The following is a 16,837-nucleotide window of genomic DNA, read 5'->3' on the forward strand; positions in this document are numbered from 1 at the left end:
TTATAGGGTTGCGACATGCTGTTGATAGCGTTCATAAGCCTGCTGAAACGCCGCGACATTGGCGGCGATCGGCAGGGTTTCACTGCTCAGGTCGAGTTTCACGCAGCGCTGGCACAAGTCGGCCAACGTGTCTTCGTGGCCGTTCGACCAGGATTTGCACCACGCCGCCTGAATCGCGGCACCGAGGGCCGCAGCTTCACTTTGCTCGGTGCAGATCACCGGGGTGTTCATGATGTCGGCGACGATCTGCCGCCACACCGCGCTGTTCGAACCGCCGCCGATCAGGCAAATGCTGCGGCTTTGTAAACCATTCTGGCGGAGCAAATCCAGTCCATAACGCAAGCCGAACGTCGTGCCTTCGACGGCGGCGCGGCACAGATTGGCCTGGGTCAGATTATCCAGCGTCAAACCGTGCAGGCTACCAGTGGCGTGGGGCAGGGCGGGGACGCGCTCGCCGTTGAAAAACGGCAACAGGCTGACGCCTTCGGCGCCGATGGGCGCTTGAGCGACAAGTTCGTTGAACCGGGGCAGATCGAGGTCAAAAAGTTCGCGAATCGCGCCGGTGGCATTGGTCAGGTTCATGGTGCAGATCAGCGGCAACCAGCCGCCGCTGGATGAACAGAACGTGGCGACGCTGGCATCCGGGCTGACTTTCGGGGTTTCGGCGTAGGCGTACACCGTGCCGGAGGAGCCGAGGCTCATGGTGATTGCGCCGGGCTGAATATTGCCGGTGCCGATCGCGCCCATCATGTTGTCGCCGCCGCCGCTTGAGACCAGCGCGTTGGGGTTGATGCCAAGGTGTTCGGCGATGGCCGGCAGGATTGTGCCGACGGCTTGGTGCGCATCGATCAGCTCAGGCAGCGCCGCTTGCAGACGTCCGCTGGCGTCGATGTCGCGCAGCAGCTGCAAATCCCACTGGCGGGTGCGCACGTTGAAATAGCCGGTGCCGGAGGCGTCGCCGTATTCGCTGCAGGCACGGCCGGTGAGCCAGAAATTGAGGTAGTCGTGGGGCAGCAGAATGCGGGCGATGCGTGCGAACACGAGCGGATGCTGCTCTTTGGTCCACAGCAGTTTCGATACTGTGTAGCCAGGAGCAATGACCACGCCGAGGCGTTCGAGCGAGCCTTTTTCACCGCCCAGATGGCTGAGCAGCCGGTCGTTCTCAGCGCTGGTTTCGGTGTCGCACCAGAGCTTGGCCGGGCGCAGGACTTCGCCTTGATCGTCGAGCAGCACCAGCCCGTGTTGCTGGCCGGAAACGCCGATGCCGAGGATCGCCTGGCCATCGACTTCCGCCGCCAACAACGCACGGCGGGTGGCGAGGGCGAAGGCTTCCAGCCATTGGCGAGTGTCTTGCTCGCGACGGCCGTTGGCGCCACTGATCATGGTGTGAGCGGCAGCGCCGTGGCCGAGGACTTCGCCGCTGGCGGCATCGAGGATGATCGCTTTGCTGCCTTGGGTGCCGCAATCGATGCCGAGGAAGAGTTGTCGGGTTGTCATGTGTGAACCAGTCAGTTGGGCTAAAGATCAAGAGCTACCCCCTCACCACAGCCCTCTCCCCCAAGGGGGCGAGGGGGAAAGGGAGCCGACCTGGGTGCTATTCAAAATCTCAGTTCGACATCGGACTTTCAGGTCGATGTAAGTTGCACCAACCACTCGGTCAGTTCCCTCTCCCTTTGGGAGAGGGCTAGGGTGAGGGGCTTTTTCAGGCCAGCACCCGCTCCAAAGTCCGCGAAACGCCCACCTCACGCAAACTGTCGCAGCACCATTCAAACGCCGCCACAAACGCCGCCGACTGCGGAATCGCCGTGCCAAAAATCTCTTCAATTCCCAGCAATCGCTGGGTCATCAACCCATCATCCGCCACCAACGCCTGACAAAAAGTCGCCCGTGGATCAGGAATCGAATAGGTATCGCCGTTCTCATCCACCCCCTTCAGATACAACGCCCAGGCCGCCACCACCAACGCCGCACGCTTGGTCTCGCGCCCATCGGCAATCAGCCGGTTGATCGTCGGGATGGTGAACTTGGGAAACTTCGACGAACCGTCCGAACACACCCGCTCCAACTGATCGGCAATCGCCTGATTGGAGAACCGCGCCACCAGCGTGTTCTTGTAATCGGTCAGGTCGATACCCGGCACCGGCGCCAGTTGCGGCGTGACATCCAGATCCATGTACGCACGCATGTAGCGCACGAACAGCGGGTCATTCATGGTCTCGTGGACAAAGCGATAGCCCTTCAAAAAGCCCAGATAGGTCAGCGCCAGATGACTGCCGTTGAGCAGTTTGATTTTCATCTCTTCGTAAGGCGAAACATCGTCGGTGAACTGCACGCCGACCTTTTCCCAGGCCGGGCGGCCGTTGACGAATTTGTCTTCCAGTACCCACTGCACAAACGGTTCGCAAACCACCGGCCAGGCGTCGTCCACCGCATGTTTGTCGGCCAGTTGCAGACGATGCGCGGTGCTGGTCATCGGCGTGATGCGGTCGACCATCGCATTAGGGAAACTGACGTTGGCGTCGATCCAGCTGCACAGATTGCTGTTGCGCAGGGTGGCAAACGCCAGCAACGCCTTGCGGGTGACCGCGCCGTTGTGCGGCAGGTTATCGCAGGACATCACGGTGAAGGCGGGAATACCCGCCGCCCGGCGTTTTTCCAGCGCCGCGCACAAGAACCCGAACACGGTTTTCGGCGAATCAGGGTTGTTCAGATCGTGCTGGATCTGCGGTAGGTGCGCCATGAATTCGCCGTTGCTGTCGTCGATGCAGTAGCCGCCCTCGGTGATGGTCAGCGAGACGATGCGGATCTGTGGATGGGCGAGTTTGTCGATCAAGGCCTGGGCGCTGTCTTCGGCCAGCAACATGTCGCGGATCGCGCCGATCACTCGCACTTCAGTGTCATCGCTGTCGCCGAGTTCGAAAAGCGTGAACAGGTAATCCTGCTCCTTGAGATCGTCGCGGGCGCGGCGGTCTTCGGCGCGCAGGCCGACCCCGCAAATCGCCCAGTCGCGTGCTTCGCCGGTGTTCATCAGCGCGTCGGTGTAATACGCCTGATGGGCCCGGTGGAAACCGCCGACGCCAATGTGTGCAATGCCCTGACGGGTATCACTGAGGCTATAGGTCGGCAGTTGCACTTCGGCGGCGAGGCGATTGAGGTTTTGTCTGTTGAGTTTCATTCGGCAAGTCTCGAAAAATCAGGCGGCAGCGCGCAGCGGACGGGTCAGCGCCACGCCTTCTGCATCGAATAAATGGCAATGGGCGGCGTCCAGATAGAGGCTCAGTTGTTCGCCATAACGGCTCGCCAGATCACCACGTACGCGCATGGTCAGCGCTTCCCCGGCGTTGGTCTTGACGTGGCAGAAGGTGTCGCTGCCCAGCCGCTCGCTGACATCGGCGGTGACTTGCAGGGTGCAGTCGCCCGGTTGGGCCAGTTCCAGATGTTCCGGGCGAATACCCAGGGTTACGGCGCTGCCGACGCTCAGGTGGGCGGCGTTGAACGGCAGGGTGATGCGCGTGCCGGCATCCAGTGACACTTCACAGACCTGAGCGTCGATCCGGGCGATCTGGCCTTTGAGGAAGCCCATTTTCGGCGTGCCCAGAAACCCGGCAACGAACAGGTTGGCGGGGTTGTGATAGAGGTCCAGTGGTGAACCGACCTGCTCGATCTTGCCGCCATTGAGCACCACGACTTTGTCGGCCATGGTCATCGCTTCGACCTGGTCGTGGGTCACGTAAATCATCGTCGCTTGCAGGTCCTTGTGCAGGCGCAGCAGTTCCAGACGCATCTGCACGCGCAGTGCGGCGTCGAGGTTGGACAGCGGCTCGTCGAACAGGAAGATCTTCGGGTTGCGCACGATGGCACGGCCGATCGCCACGCGCTGACGCTGGCCACCGGAAAGCTGTTTTGGCTTGCGCTCAAGCATAGGGCCGAGTTCGAGAATCCGCGCCGCTTCGCCGACTTTTTTCTCGACATCAGCCTTGGCCACGCCGGCCAGATCGAGGGCGAAAGACATGTTCTTTTTCACGGTCATGTGCGGGTACAGCGCGTAGGTCTGGAACACCATCGCCAGATCGCGCTTGGCCGGGCTGACTTCGGTGATGTCGCGGCCATCGAGTTCGATGGTGCCGCCGCTGACTTCTTCGAGGCCGGCGATCAGCCGCAGCAAGGTGGATTTGCCGCAGCCGGAGGGGCCGACGAAAACCACGAATTCCTTGTCGTTCACTTCCAGGTCGATGCCCTTGATGATGGAAAAACCTTCGAAGCCTTTTTGCAGATTCTTGATTTTCAGGTTGGCCATGATGATGGGCCTCCGCAATTTATTATTCGTTTGAGCTGAATTGGTTTTTATGTGGGAGCGAGCCTGCCCGCGAAGGGGCCGTGCCAGTCGCCTTCATCGTTGAATGACACTCCGCTTTCGCGAGCAGGCTCGCTCGTACAGGGAATCGCATTAGGTTCGGCATGTTCATTTCACAGCGCCAAACGACAGGCCGCGCACCAGTTGCTTCTGGCTGATCCAGCCGAAGATCAGGATCGGCGCACACGCCAGGGTCGAGACCGCCGACAACTTGGCCCAGAACAATCCTTCGGGACTTGAATACGATGCGATCAGCGCGGTCAGTGGTGCGGCTTTCGATGAGGTCAGGTTCAGCGACCAGAAGGCCTCGTTCCAGCACAGGATCAGCGACAGCAATACCGTCGAGGCGAGGCCGCCCTTGGCGATGGGCAGCAGCACCCGAACCATTTCCTGCCACAACGTGGCGCCGTCGAGGCGAGCGGCTTCGAGGATGTCTTTGGGGATGTCCTTGAAGTAGGTGTAAATCATCCAGACCACGATCGGCAGGTTGATCAGCGTGTAGATCACGATCAGCGCGATGCGCGTGTCGAGCAGGCCGAAACTCTTCGCCAGCAGGTAGATCGGCATCAGCACGCCCACCGGCGGCAGCATCTTGGTGGAGAGCATCCACAGCAGGGTACCTTTGGTGCGCTGGGTTTCGTAGAACGCCATCGAATATGCCGCCGGCACTGCGATCAGCAGGCACAGCGCGGTGGCGCTGAAGGAAATCACCACAGAGTTCCAGGCAAAACTGAAGTAGTCGCTGCGCTCATTGATGTGCAGATAGTTCTCCAGCGTCGGCGTGAAGATGAACTGCGGCGGCGTGGCGAACGCATCGATTTCGGTCTTGAAACTGGTCATCACCATCCAGAAGATCGGGAAGAAAATCACGATCGCGATGGCCCAGGCCAGGGTGCCGAGCAACAGGCTTTGCAGCCGGCGGGATTGTTGAAGAGTCATGGCAGGCCTCAGGCTTTGTCAGTCAGGTTTTTGCCGATCATCCGCACCAGAATGATCGCGGCGATGTTGGCGATGACCACGGCAATCAAGCCGCCCGCCGAGGCCATGCCGACGTCGAACTGCACCAGCGCCTGGTTATAGATCAGGTAGGCGAGGTTGGTCGAGGCGTAGCCGGGGCCGCCATTGGTGGTAGTGAAAATCTCGGCGAACACCGACAGCAGGAAGATCGTCTCAATCATCACCACCACCGCGATTGGCCGGGCCAGATGCGGCAGGGTCAGGTGCCAGAAAATCGCTATCGGGCCGGCGCCGTCGAGGCGGGCGGCTTCCTTTTGTTCCTGGTCGAGGGACTGCATGGCAGTCATCAGGATCAGGATGGCGAAGGGCAGCCATTGCCACGAAACAATGATGATGATCGACAGCAGCGGGTAGTGCGCCAGCCAGTCCACCGGTTGCGCGCCGAACAGCTTCCAGAGGTAGGCGAGAATCCCGGACACCGGGTGGAAGATCAGGTTCTTCCAGATCAGCGCGCCGACCGTGGGCATGATGAAAAACGGCGAGATCAACATGACCCGCACGATGCCGCGACCGAGGAACTCGCTGGCCTCCAGCAACGCACTGATCAGCACACCGAACACCACGCTGATCAGCAACACGCTGCCAACCAGCAGCAGGGTGTTGGTGGCACCGGGCAGGAAGCCCGAGTCGGTCAAAAAGTAAGTAAAGTTCTCCAGCCCGACGAATTCGTTCACGCCCGGGTCGAGCAGGTTGTAACGAATCATCGAGAAGTAAATGGTCATGCCCAGCGGCACGATCATCCACAGCAGCAACAGGGCCACCGAAGGGCTGACCAGAAACCAGCCGGGATTGCGTACGCGGATTTTGCGCGCAGGTTGCGACAGGTCGATGTGGGCTTTGGCAGTTGAAGTATTCATGGTGATCACAACCAGTTGGGTGCAGATACATGCTCAGGAGAGAAACCCTTCCTGACATCGACGCGAACCCTGTGGGAGCTGGCTTGCCAGCGATGGCGATTGAACAGTCGACATCAATTTTGAATGTGCCGGCCTCATCGCTGGCAAGCCAGCTCCCACAGGTTTAGTGGCGTTTACTTGGGATAACCGGCGCGCTTCATCTCGCGTTCAGTGGTTTGCTGGGCTGCTGCCAGGGCCTGGTCCACCGTGGTCTGGCCAATCAGCGCTGCCGAGAACAGCTTGCCGACCTGGGTGCCGACGCCCTGGAACTCAGGAATGGTCACCAGTTGTATGCCGATGTAAGGCACCGGTTTCAACGTCGGTTTGCTCGGGTCCGCCGCTTTCAACGACTCCAGCGTCACCTTGGCAAACGGCGCGGCGCTCATGTAGGCGTCGCTGTAGGTCGAGGCGCGAGTGCCCGGCGGTACGTTGGCGATGCCGTCGGTTTTGGCCACCAGCTCGCCGTATTCCCTGGAGGTGGCCCAGGCGCTGAACGTTTTCGCCGCGTCTTTGGCCTTGGAACTGGTCGGAATCGCCAGCGCCCACGAATACAGCCACGCCGAACCTTTGTCAGTAACCTGATGCGGCGCGAAGGTGAAACCAACGTGATCGGCAACCTTGCTCTGGGTCTTGTCGGTGACGAACGAACCGGCAACGCTGGCGTCGACCCAGATCGCGCACTTGCCGCTGTTGAATAGCGCAAGGTTTTCGTTGAAACCGTTGCTGGACGCACCGGGCGGGCCGGATTTCTTCATGGTGTCGACGTAGAAATTCAGTGCATTTTTCCACTCGGGGCCGCTGAATTCCGGCTGCCATTTTTCATCGAACCAGCGCGCGCCATAGGCATTGGCGACGGTGGTGATCAGCGCCATGTTCTCGCCCCAACCGGCCTTGCCACGCAGGCAGATCCCGTACTGCTCTTTATCCTTGTTGGTGAGTTTTTCGGCGAACCCGGCGATCTCTTCCCAGGTCGGACGTTCCGGCATGGTCAGGCCGGCGTCCTTGAACAGGTCGGTGCGGTAATAAGTGATCGAGCTTTCGGCGTAGAACGGCAGGGCATACAGCGAGCCCTTGACCGAAAGGCCTTCGCGCACCGACGGGAACACGTCATCGAGGGCGTAACTGGCTGGCAGATCCTTCATCGGTTCGAGCCAGCCCTTGGCGCCCCACAGTGCTGCTTCGTACATGCCGATGGTCAACACGTCGAACTGGCCGCCCTGAGTGGCAATATCGGTGGTCAGACGCTGGCGCAGGACGTTTTCTTCCAGTACCACCCAATTGAGCTTGATGTCCGGGTGCTCGGTCTCGAAGGTTTTCGAGAGTTTTTGCATGCGGATCATGTCGCTGTTGTTGACGGTGGCGATGGTCAGGGTCTGGGCGCCAAGGCTGACGCTGCTGAGGGTCATGCAGGTGAGGGCAAGCAGAGCTTTTGCAGTGGGTTGCATCGTGCACTCCTTTTCTGCACCCGGCGGGTGGCAGAAGGACGGTTATTGTTTTTGTGTCTTCCGAATGCAGGAAGAATGTGCACCGATTACAGCCTTCAATTGCCGGGCTGACAAATCATCCGTAGCACTTCGACTGATACTTTTTTGCACTGGTGTTGGTGCGGGCGAACGCAGGGTAGGGGGTTGCAGCGAACGGAGGGTATCGGATACGTACAGGTTTTCGACGCAAAGCAAGGTCAAAACCTGTGGGAGCTGGCTTGCCAGCGATGGCGTTGGATCAGTCGACGCAGAGGTTGGTTGTGCTGGCCTCATCGCTGGCAAGCCAGCTCCCACAGGGGGGCGGGATTTCAGACGTTCTGTTCAGTCAGGCGCTGCACCGCGAGCCGCCGATAGTGCGAAGGCGTCATGCCCTTGAGCTGCTGAAACCGCCGATTGAAGTTGGAAATATTGTTGAAGCCTGACTCAAAGCACACATCGGTCACCGGTTTATCGCCGTCCGCCAGCAACTCGCAGGATTTGCTGATGCGCAAGCGATTGACGAACTCGATGAAATTGCGCCCTGTGGCTTGTTTGAATACACGGCTGAAATAGGTTGGCGTCATGCCCAGGTGCTCGGCAACTTCCTCCAGCGAAATATCCCGGGCGTAGTGGCTGAAGATGTAATCGACGGCGCGGTTGGTGCGATCGATATTGTGCTCATCGGCCAGTTGCGGGGTGGTGGCACCGGACAGCAACTGATAGTCGTCACTGGCCGCAAGCAACTCCATCAGAATGAAAAAGTGTCCGAGCCGGGTGATGCCACGGGTGTCGGCGATTCGCTGCATCAGCGTCATGGCCTCGCGGATTGTCTGTTTGCAGCGGAATTCGATGCCGTACTGCGCCCGTTCCAGCAACGGCGCCAGCGTTTTCAGTTCGGCGAATATCTGGTGACCGCTCTCGAACAGTTCATCGGTGAAATTGACGAGCATGTCGCGTTTTTCCACCACTTCGTCTTCGGCCACCTGACTGATCCAGTTGTGCGGCAGGTTCGGACCGGTCAGAAACAGGGTTTCAGGGTAGAAGTTGCCGATGTAGTCACCGATGAACACTTTGCCGGAACTGGCGACGATCAGGTGCAGCTCGTATTCCTTGTGGAAATGCCAGCGCACCAGCGGGCAGGGGAAACCGTGCTGGCGGTAGATGATGGACAACCCGTTGTGGTCATCCATCAATTCGTAGGAAGGGTCGGTCACGCGTGCGGTTCGAGTCATGGCTGAGCGCTTTTTTGTTATCGCTGGACGATCATGCCTCGTTTGCCATGACTGATGCCAGTTCGCTGTGACAGTCATCTGTGGAGAGCGATCAAACAGTCTGCGCGCGAGCTGTTAACAGCGATTTCTCTTTGGCTTTCTCAACATTGGCGGCATGGCAGAAAAGCACGATCTTCGAGTCTTTAATAAAGTCGAAATTGATGATGTTGCACTTTTTAGCCCAGTTCGTTTTGGCAGGGTCGAACCATACGTCCAGATCTTCGAGAATGCGTTGCGGACCTCCCACGGTAAAACTTGTAGCCGATAGCGACCACAGGCGGTCTCTACTCATAGGTTCGCTCATGACCTGTGTTATGTATTTATGCAGAGCGGTCGTGGAAACCACTTTTTGGTTGATCCACTTGTGACCTATCGATGAATGAAAAAAACGGTTTCCCGAGTTATAAGGCAAGCTTCCTGCTACGAGGATTCTTTGCAGAGGACTTGCTTGCCTGAGTTGCCCAAGTGTCATGTACCGGTTGGCGGTAGGAATCATCCGCTCACCGAGATGTTGCAGCATCAGGTCACTGAACTCGGTGAAGTTAAAATCACCGTCGCCTTTGTCCAGTTTGTGAAAGTCCAGAATGATGAATTCGCCGGGGCGCTCCACAAGAAACGTTTTCAGATCGCGTATGAGGTCTTCAAGGGTTCGCGAGGAGAGATATCCATTGTGTTGAAAGCGAAAGCGATTGAATCCTTGGGCGGAGCCTCGATAACTCAGTCGGACATCCAGAACTCGGGAGCCACGATAGAGTTGTGAGTAGAAGGAAATATCCTGGCAGGCTACCCAGTTTTTAACGGTAGGCGCGTAGGAAGCTTGCCAGTCACAACCCGCATTATGCGTGCCTGGCAAGGTCATTTCGTACAGAGACAAGTTGTCGAATTGCGGTATCGTCATCCATTCGTGCAGAGGGATGTAATCGGGTTTGAAATCGCTCATATAATTAATCCTGCATTAAAGTTGTTGTAAGTGTGCGCGCAGGATGTTTATACAAGCTTGGCGTTGTGTGGCCAATGTTTGTTCTGATGCAAGTTGTGTAGTTATTATTTTGCTGGGTTGAGTTATAAGGTGCGATTTTTTGCCTCAATCCATTGAGACATGTACTGAGTGCTTTTATGCATGTGGTGACGCAGCATGCTGCCAGTAAAGTTATTGTTTCTAAGTACTGTTAAATGCTCTTGGCAATAGCGCAGTTTTTCAATAAGAGCCGGGCCATGGACGATGTGTTGGTAACGTTCCCCGAGCAAATGGTCTCCTGCCTTTTGCGCCGCTTGCCAACGTGCCTTGTCCTTATAAAGCTGAACGGCTTGGTTTGCGAACTCCGTCGCCGTGTGCGTGACAGCTCCGGGCCAGGGCAGATCGCCGTGCATGCCCTCAGCGCCAATCGGTGTCGTGACACTCGGCGTACCGCACAGCATCGCGTCAACCAGCTTGCCTTTGATGCCCGCGCCGAATCGCAACGGTGCCAGGCAAATGCGCGCATCGGACATGACCTGCAACGCATCTTCTGCCCAGTTCATCACATGAAAACCCTGCGCCGCGTTGTGCAGCGCCGTGGCTTTCGGCGGGGTGTAGGCGCCATAAATGTGCAGTTGTGCCTGAGGAAGTTGCTGGCGAATCAACGGCCAGATCGTGGATTTCATCCACAGCACTGCGTCCCAGTTTGGCGCATGGCGGAAGTTACCGATGCTGAGGAAATGCGCCCGCTCCTCGAATGCTTTTGTGGCAGTGGTGGGAGGGGCAATCATCAGCGGGCACCAATGCAGCAACTGGCGCGGCAAGCCGAATTGCTCGACGAGCAGCTCGATTTCCACCTCGGAGATCATCAGATTCAAGTCACAGCGGTACAGCGCGGCGATTTCCCGTTTGGCCAGGTCGGTGTCGGCCATCAGTTCAAACTCTTCGCGCAGTGCCGGGGCGAACAAAGCGCTGAAGTCGTCCTGATCGGGACTGGCTTTCAGGTGATCCTTGAGGCGTTGATGGCGGGCGTGACGCAGGCTTTGCAGATCGGAGGTTTCCAGTACCCGCAAGGCATCGGGGCAGTACTTCTCGACACGCCAGCCGAACTGCTCCTCCATCATGAACTGATCGAACAGCACGATATCCGGGGCCAGTTCGCTGATGAATACGTCGAAACTGCTGTTGTTGAGTTCAATGGGCACTTCGCGAATGCCCAGCGCGCTCAGGTCAGCCTTGTGCTCACCCGGGCCGGCGGGGCTGCTGAAGGTAATGTCCCAACCCTGCTGCAAGAAGGTGTCGAGGATCTGCATGACATGCCCGCTGGCCGCCGAGGATTGGGGCTCGGGCCAAACGTATCCGATGACCAGAACTTTGGTGGTGACTGGCTGAGACATGAACAGAAATCCTTTGCAGCAGGCGAGGGGGAACAAAAAACGGCCGCAATTAAACCACAGCGGCCGTTGAAGGTGGGCGGACTCAGCCTGCAGAAGCATCCATTACACGGAGAGATCGATCTCGAGCTTGGAGATGAAGGCACTCGGGTTATATTCGTCCACTGTTTTTTGTACGAGTGTGATGTTCGATGCAAACTTCGCAGGATCTGTTGTTCTCTGATTCAGCAGCGAAACGGTGACTTCTATGCTGTTGGCGTTGTAGAGGGCGGGATTGTCCTGAATAATTTTCGCCAAACTATGACGGACTGCATCAAAATTATTTAACTGAGCCAGTTCAGTAGCCTCATAGGTCCTGTGAAGGTGGGAGAGGGCTGGATGGACCATGTCCGGCTTTCTCGCGAGATCTACCAGGACGGCTACATCCGTTAGTTTATCCCCTTCTTTTGCGTAGAACAGATCCAGTGTGCCGCTACTGCCGTGGGACATTTCATGAATCAAAACGTCAGCGATTTTCGAGACTGCATATTTTTCTTTTTTATAGTAGGCATCGAGGTGTTTCGGGTAGATTTTTATAAACCTTTTCATGGAATCGCTGACTAGGAGGCCGCTCTTTTTGGCGGCCTTCAATTTTTTGTAGTCATGTGTGGATATCGCTGCCAATGCATTCGGGCCGACGTGCCGGAAAGACATATTGGCAACGGAAATGGCATCCAGTTCGCTACGCATTGTGCGTAGCGATTTTAACAAGTACCTGATGGCATCGTCTGAGCCTTCGCCCAGCATGTATTTGACGACCAGACGCGTGTTGTCGTCTGCGCTTTCCAAGAGTTTGATCGCTGTATCCAGTCTGCTCTTGGCAGGGGCAAGTGCCTTCCCCACATAGTGCCGGGTGTAGGCGGTGGGCTTGAGCTTTCCAAAAAGTCTATGCACCCGGTATGGCAGCAGTTGCACGTTCTTCAGCGCCGGTCCCCAGGCTCCGCCCACGCTCTTGTGGAAGACATGAATCGATTGGTGGCGTTTGATTACTGCGAGGTCTACGACATCCCCGGCATTCTCGGCCGCGCGCCAGCTGCCATGCTGGAGGTCGGAGCGTTGCAGGGCTTTGACCAGATCTCGAGCGTCCGTATGACCGGTAAGTTTTCTGAGCTGTCGAGCGACCGATTCGACCGTGCTTGCACTGTTTTCCCCCAGTAATACCAAGTTGCGATGGGCCAGCCGATAGCCCTTGCGCGCCAGTTTCGGCAGGCCATCAATCGGGTTTATGAAGGCCAACGCAGCACGCACGGTTGCCTTGGCAACGCCCAAAACCCTCAATGTGTTCGAAGCCGTTGCGGCGATGACTTTTGCCGAGGCCACGCTGAGGCCGACTACCAGCCCAAGGACTGACAGACCATCGACAATGCAACCGCCAATACCCTCGCGTACCCGGTGCTCCTCGCCCGATCGAATATCGTTGACACACTTGAAAAACGGCACGGCGACATTGGCGAAATTGATTTGTGTCAGGTCCCGACGGATACGCATGTGTTCCAGATCTGTCTGGGGCTTGAAGGCAGCATAAAGTTCGTCACGAGTTGCCACCGGATGGCTGGACATGATCGACTTGGTGAGCTTTTCCAGCGAAGGGGAGAAAAACAGCGAAACGGGATGCAGGTTCTCGGTGCTCGTGTGGAAATGCCAGAGTTTTTCCACCACAACGCTGGACGACTGGCCACTTCGTGGTTCGCTGCCGTCTCTGTATGCCGCGAAGTCCAGCGGCCAGTCCTGTGCTTCGATTCTGAGCTGAAGGTCATGTTTGGAGCCAACATAGGCTTTAGTGGGAAAACCATTGATGACTTCACTGCTTTGCAGTTTGTTCGCCAGATCCGGACGTTCACGACACAAACCACGCATGGTGAACATTTCATAACAGCGGGTCTCGCCGTTGTATTGGCGACAGAGAAGGAGCCCGTAACGGCCTTTCTCGGCATCACGCTGCAATTGCGACTCTTTCTCCGCTTCCAGATTGAGGAGGTTGCCGGAGATTTTTCGCAGCGTTGATGTGCGAACGGTGTAGAGCGAAATGTATCCATTCATCAGCGCGTCCCGATCGTCTTTCGGCAGGCAGCAGATGGCCATTTTGATCACGGCTGCAAGACCTTCCTGAACACCCGTGTAATACATGTCGAAGGCTTGATCGTACAACGTGTCGGCGTTCTCCAGCTCAGCCAGGCGGGCAAACGCATTGGCTGGAGGTTGGAAGCCACTCTTGAGCTTGAATCTGCTGGTGAGGCGTCCTTCTTCAACCAGGTCGCCGGAAAGGTACAAATCGAGCACAGAGAGACGCAGGCGCAAAAGCTCGGACAACGAATATTCATTGAGATCGGCCGCATTGGCGGCGAGATTGTATAAATCAGCGAGCACACCGGTCGGGGATGAATACCTCAAAGCATCCAGAAAATTGGTTTCCGTGCGCGAGCCGTTGAAGGTGAACTGCAGCGACTTGTGCTCCAGGTAATTGCCCTCTGGCATCACCTTTTTCAGTGACTGGAGTCCGAGTTTGCGTCGGTCAGGCGGCGCGGCCAGCAGGCCTGTTTCAGATTGGCGCAATGCATCCATATAACGGTTGAAATAAGACGACGCCTTGGTCAGCGAAGCGCTGCCATAGTCTCTGCCAACCTGATAGGCAATGACGCCGTTGAGCACAGCCCAGTTGATGACGGGGATGACGCCAGTGATTTCCTGCAATTCATTCTGTTCGTACGTCACCGGCGCCAGGTCGGAGAATGCCTTGATCTGCGCATAATCCATCACGCGCGATGTGCCTGGCGCGACGTGTTCGAGCATCGCTACCGTTTGTGCGATCAGGACCCAACCCGGTTTATCCAGCGTCAAGTCCAGGGGCGCGCCCTGCACCAGCAACTCCGGCGCCACTTTCGCCAGCAACAGATGGGCAGCCAGCGGCGCGACGTTTTCTTCGATCAGTGCGTGGGTAACCAAATGCGCTTCCAGTTCCTCCCGAACCTGCGCCGCGTTCAGCGGCGCATTGGCTGGCCGGTATACGTCATAACCGGCGATCACCGGTTGATCGCTGGCGCCCAGATCGAGCGCCAGCGCGACGGCTGCCATGTGCATGAGCTGCTCGTCGCCCAGCTGTGCATCATCGAGATCGAGATGCCATTCAAGCCGTTCATGAATGGCTCGGCCCAGCGCTTTGGCGGTTTTACTTCTCAGGCAACTTGTTAAAAATTTTTCCGAGTGTTCGCGTTTTTCAGACGCTGGAATCAGATTGAAATTAAGAAAGGCAAGTTTTTGCAGAAGACTGGTTTGACCCTGGGTTATGTCCCGAGTTACATCCTTGATGATCTGTCGCACATTGTCCGACAGATGAAACGGGGAGTCTTCATGGGCGTCCAGCAATTCCTGAAAGTCACCCAGTGCGGGACTTTCCGGAAGCTTGAAGGACAGATAAGCGATCAGATTGTGGATGTCGGCGACGGTGGTCGGAAGTATGAAATCTTCAAAGCGCAACCATTGTTCCACGCTGAAGTGATCGCCCGAATAAATATGGCCACCGGTAATGCCGGCGAACTCGCCCAGCATGGCCAGTTCCTCGGCCAACGTGGGTTCAAACTCTATGAACAACTGAACCTGAGTAGTCGCGACGAGCGCGAACACGCACGCTTTTTCATCGACGCAAATCTGCACGTCGGCGGGAAGGGCCTCTTGTTTGAGGAGCCTGGCGAACGCTGGGCTTGCGACCATTTTTTGCAGGGCAGTGCGTGCAGGATCACACACTTCATCGAAAGCACTGCCTGTCACTCGCGGGATAAACCGGTCTTTCAGTTCTACCAGGGGCGTATCGGATATTCCACTGACAACTACATCGGCAACAGCAACGGTGCTGGTGCGATCTTTAATTAATTTGTTGAGTGACTGAATGACCAGATTTTTTTCGTACTGGTCAGCTATGTCGGTGTTGGAAGCAGTGTCAGTAGCAAAGGTGGGTTTCATTAATTGTGCATCCTGCATTGAGTGGGTGGAATTGCTTACTTCTGGCCGTTAGTACGAGATGCTGATCAGCATTAACGTGTAATAGCGAGCAACCTCAGAGTAGAGAGCGAGTAAGTGCGTTGGAAGTCCGAATTCTTTACGGTTTGTTTGTTGTTGCAGGAGGTGGCTTAGATGTTTGGTGTTATGTGCGCAAGTAGCAGATGCTAACAACTAAGTTATTGCGTTGGTTGCGAGTTTGATAGTTTGCCTCTGGCCTGGAATGCAATCATGCGACTTGCATTTTTACTCATGTGCAGGAGGTTTTAGGAATATCGAATTATCAAAATCCGAATTTCGCCCCGTTTGGTGAACTTGCACAGTTACCCGGACTTAAATGTCGATAATGTTGTTTTTATCGGGCGAAGCAGTTTAGACCGAGACATTCTTTTCTTTCTCAGTGAAAACAGTGCTGAATTTGAGTTTCCCGCCGGTCACGATGCACGCGGCAAGTGTGTTGCAAGCGACGCCGATCTCCCGCCACGAATAGCCACGCAGTACGATTGTCAGGCCCGGAAAAAGGCTTCGTTTATCAGGGATTTGTCTTTCGGCGAGACAGGCGTGATCCGTTGATCATCTTCGAGAAGGGGTTTACCCGCCAGCCACTGGACAGTGGTGAATTATTCTCCAGCCTCGATTTCGGTAACGAATCGGTAAGTGCCCCGGAGCATAGCGCGGCTGCTCAGGATTCTGGCCAAACGCCGGCCCAATCAGAGCCAGCGAAAGGGTCAGTCGATGACATTATCGACTTTAGAGAGCGGCAAAAAGCCAAGCTCGATTGCATGAATGGTAAAGACTTGAGCAACCAGAAGGGGCGTTCATTCTGGTACCTCGGATAAACGCAACAGAGAGGCTTCAAAGGCGTTCAGGAACCAAACCGGCAGCGTCGTTTTTCAGTCCAGAATGCTTTGGACCTTGTCCCTCAATTGGTCAATCGAAAAGGGTTTGCCGATAATGTGCATGCCTTCTGGCACATCAAGACTTTCCGCATAACCGCTGGCAAACAGAATCGGCAGAGCAGGGCGCAGCTTGCGTGCTTCGTTAGCCAGTTCACGGCCATCCATCCCCGGCAAGCCGACATCGGTCATCATCAGATCAATGTGCTTCTCCGGATCTTCGAGAATTTCCAGCGCCTGCTCGCTGCCATCCGCCTCCAGCACTGTAAATTCCAATTCCTCCAGCACATCGACGATCAGCATGCGCACGATGTCATCGTCTTCTACGACAAGGATGGTGGAAGCGGTGGCGGACATAATAAAAGCTCTCAAGGATGGAATTTTGGGGCGCCGGTCGATCAAAAATGCCGGGCTCCTGCATGAGTAAGTGGCGCATAGCCACAAGTTCCCGGCAGGACACAAAAAAGATTAGCTGCAAATGGGCGCGCAAGGATAACTGTTGGCGGGTCCAAGGGCGCAGGCAAATGTAGGAATTTGCGTCCAAAGTTGTGAGAAA

The 16,837-nt window shown here is 56.5% G+C and carries 12 protein-coding genes; 1 reads left to right on the forward strand and 11 read right to left on the reverse strand.

The genetic code is table 11. The features are described from left to right. The 10 genes from xylB to KI231_RS13545 form a co-directional block, all read right to left on the reverse strand. Complete coding sequence (gene xylB, locus KI231_RS13500) at nucleotides 1-1,497, reverse strand: xylulokinase (RefSeq protein ID WP_213028563.1); 1,497 nt, start codon at nucleotides 1,495-1,497, stop codon at nucleotides 1-3. A gap of 205 nt (nucleotides 1,498-1,702) precedes the next feature. Further along, nucleotides 1,703-3,175 carry a mannitol dehydrogenase family protein gene (locus KI231_RS13505; RefSeq protein WP_213028564.1) on the reverse strand — a complete coding sequence of 491 codons (1,473 nt, stop codon included), beginning with the start codon at nucleotides 3,173-3,175 and terminating at the stop codon, nucleotides 1,703-1,705. Between the two features lie 18 nt (nucleotides 3,176-3,193). Further along, the gene (locus KI231_RS13510; protein ID WP_213028565.1) at nucleotides 3,194-4,297 is read right to left on the reverse strand and encodes an ABC transporter ATP-binding protein; all 1,104 of its coding nucleotides are present in this window, start codon (nucleotides 4,295-4,297) and stop codon (nucleotides 3,194-3,196) included. Between the two features lie 165 nt (nucleotides 4,298-4,462). Continuing rightward, nucleotides 4,463-5,293, reverse strand: a complete 831-nt coding sequence (locus KI231_RS13515; RefSeq protein WP_003225143.1) for a carbohydrate ABC transporter permease — start codon at nucleotides 5,291-5,293, stop codon at nucleotides 4,463-4,465. A gap of 8 nt (nucleotides 5,294-5,301) precedes the next feature. After that, nucleotides 5,302-6,228: a carbohydrate ABC transporter permease gene (locus tag KI231_RS13520; protein WP_103304995.1), complete on the reverse strand. Its 927-nt coding sequence runs from the start codon at nucleotides 6,226-6,228 to the stop codon at nucleotides 5,302-5,304. A gap of 173 nt (nucleotides 6,229-6,401) precedes the next feature. After that, the gene (locus KI231_RS13525) at nucleotides 6,402-7,712 is read right to left on the reverse strand and encodes an ABC transporter substrate-binding protein (RefSeq protein ID WP_213028566.1); all 1,311 of its coding nucleotides are present in this window, start codon (nucleotides 7,710-7,712) and stop codon (nucleotides 6,402-6,404) included. 347 nt (nucleotides 7,713-8,059) lie between these two features. Beyond that, entirely contained in the window at nucleotides 8,060-8,962 is a 903-nt protein-coding gene (locus tag KI231_RS13530; RefSeq protein WP_103304993.1) for an AraC family transcriptional regulator, read from the reverse strand. 91 nt (nucleotides 8,963-9,053) lie between these two features. Then, nucleotides 9,054-9,941: a phosphatidylinositol-specific phospholipase C domain-containing protein gene (locus KI231_RS13535; RefSeq protein ID WP_213028567.1), complete on the reverse strand. Its 888-nt coding sequence runs from the start codon at nucleotides 9,939-9,941 to the stop codon at nucleotides 9,054-9,056. 122 nt (nucleotides 9,942-10,063) lie between these two features. Then, nucleotides 10,064-11,356, reverse strand: coding sequence for a glycosyltransferase (locus KI231_RS13540; protein WP_213028568.1), 1,293 nt, complete (start codon nucleotides 11,354-11,356; stop codon nucleotides 10,064-10,066). A gap of 102 nt (nucleotides 11,357-11,458) precedes the next feature. Further along, nucleotides 11,459-15,349, reverse strand: a complete 3,891-nt coding sequence (locus KI231_RS13545) for a hypothetical protein (protein WP_213028569.1) — start codon at nucleotides 15,347-15,349, stop codon at nucleotides 11,459-11,461. Nucleotides 15,350-15,954: 605 nt separating this feature from the next. Between KI231_RS13545 and KI231_RS13550 the strand changes: the two genes are divergently transcribed. Continuing rightward, nucleotides 15,955-16,224: a hypothetical protein gene (locus tag KI231_RS13550; protein ID WP_213028570.1), complete on the forward strand. Its 270-nt coding sequence runs from the start codon at nucleotides 15,955-15,957 to the stop codon at nucleotides 16,222-16,224. 54 nt (nucleotides 16,225-16,278) lie between these two features. On the opposite strand, the gene KI231_RS13555 is transcribed toward KI231_RS13550, so the two are convergent. Next, on the reverse strand, nucleotides 16,279-16,638 hold the full coding sequence (locus KI231_RS13555; RefSeq protein ID WP_213028784.1) for a response regulator: 360 nt from the start codon (nucleotides 16,636-16,638) through the stop codon (nucleotides 16,279-16,281). Nucleotides 16,639-16,837 lie beyond the last annotated feature (199 nt).

The organism is Pseudomonas sp. Seg1, assembly GCF_018326005.1.
Classification (GTDB): Bacteria; Pseudomonadota; Gammaproteobacteria; order Pseudomonadales; family Pseudomonadaceae; genus Aquipseudomonas.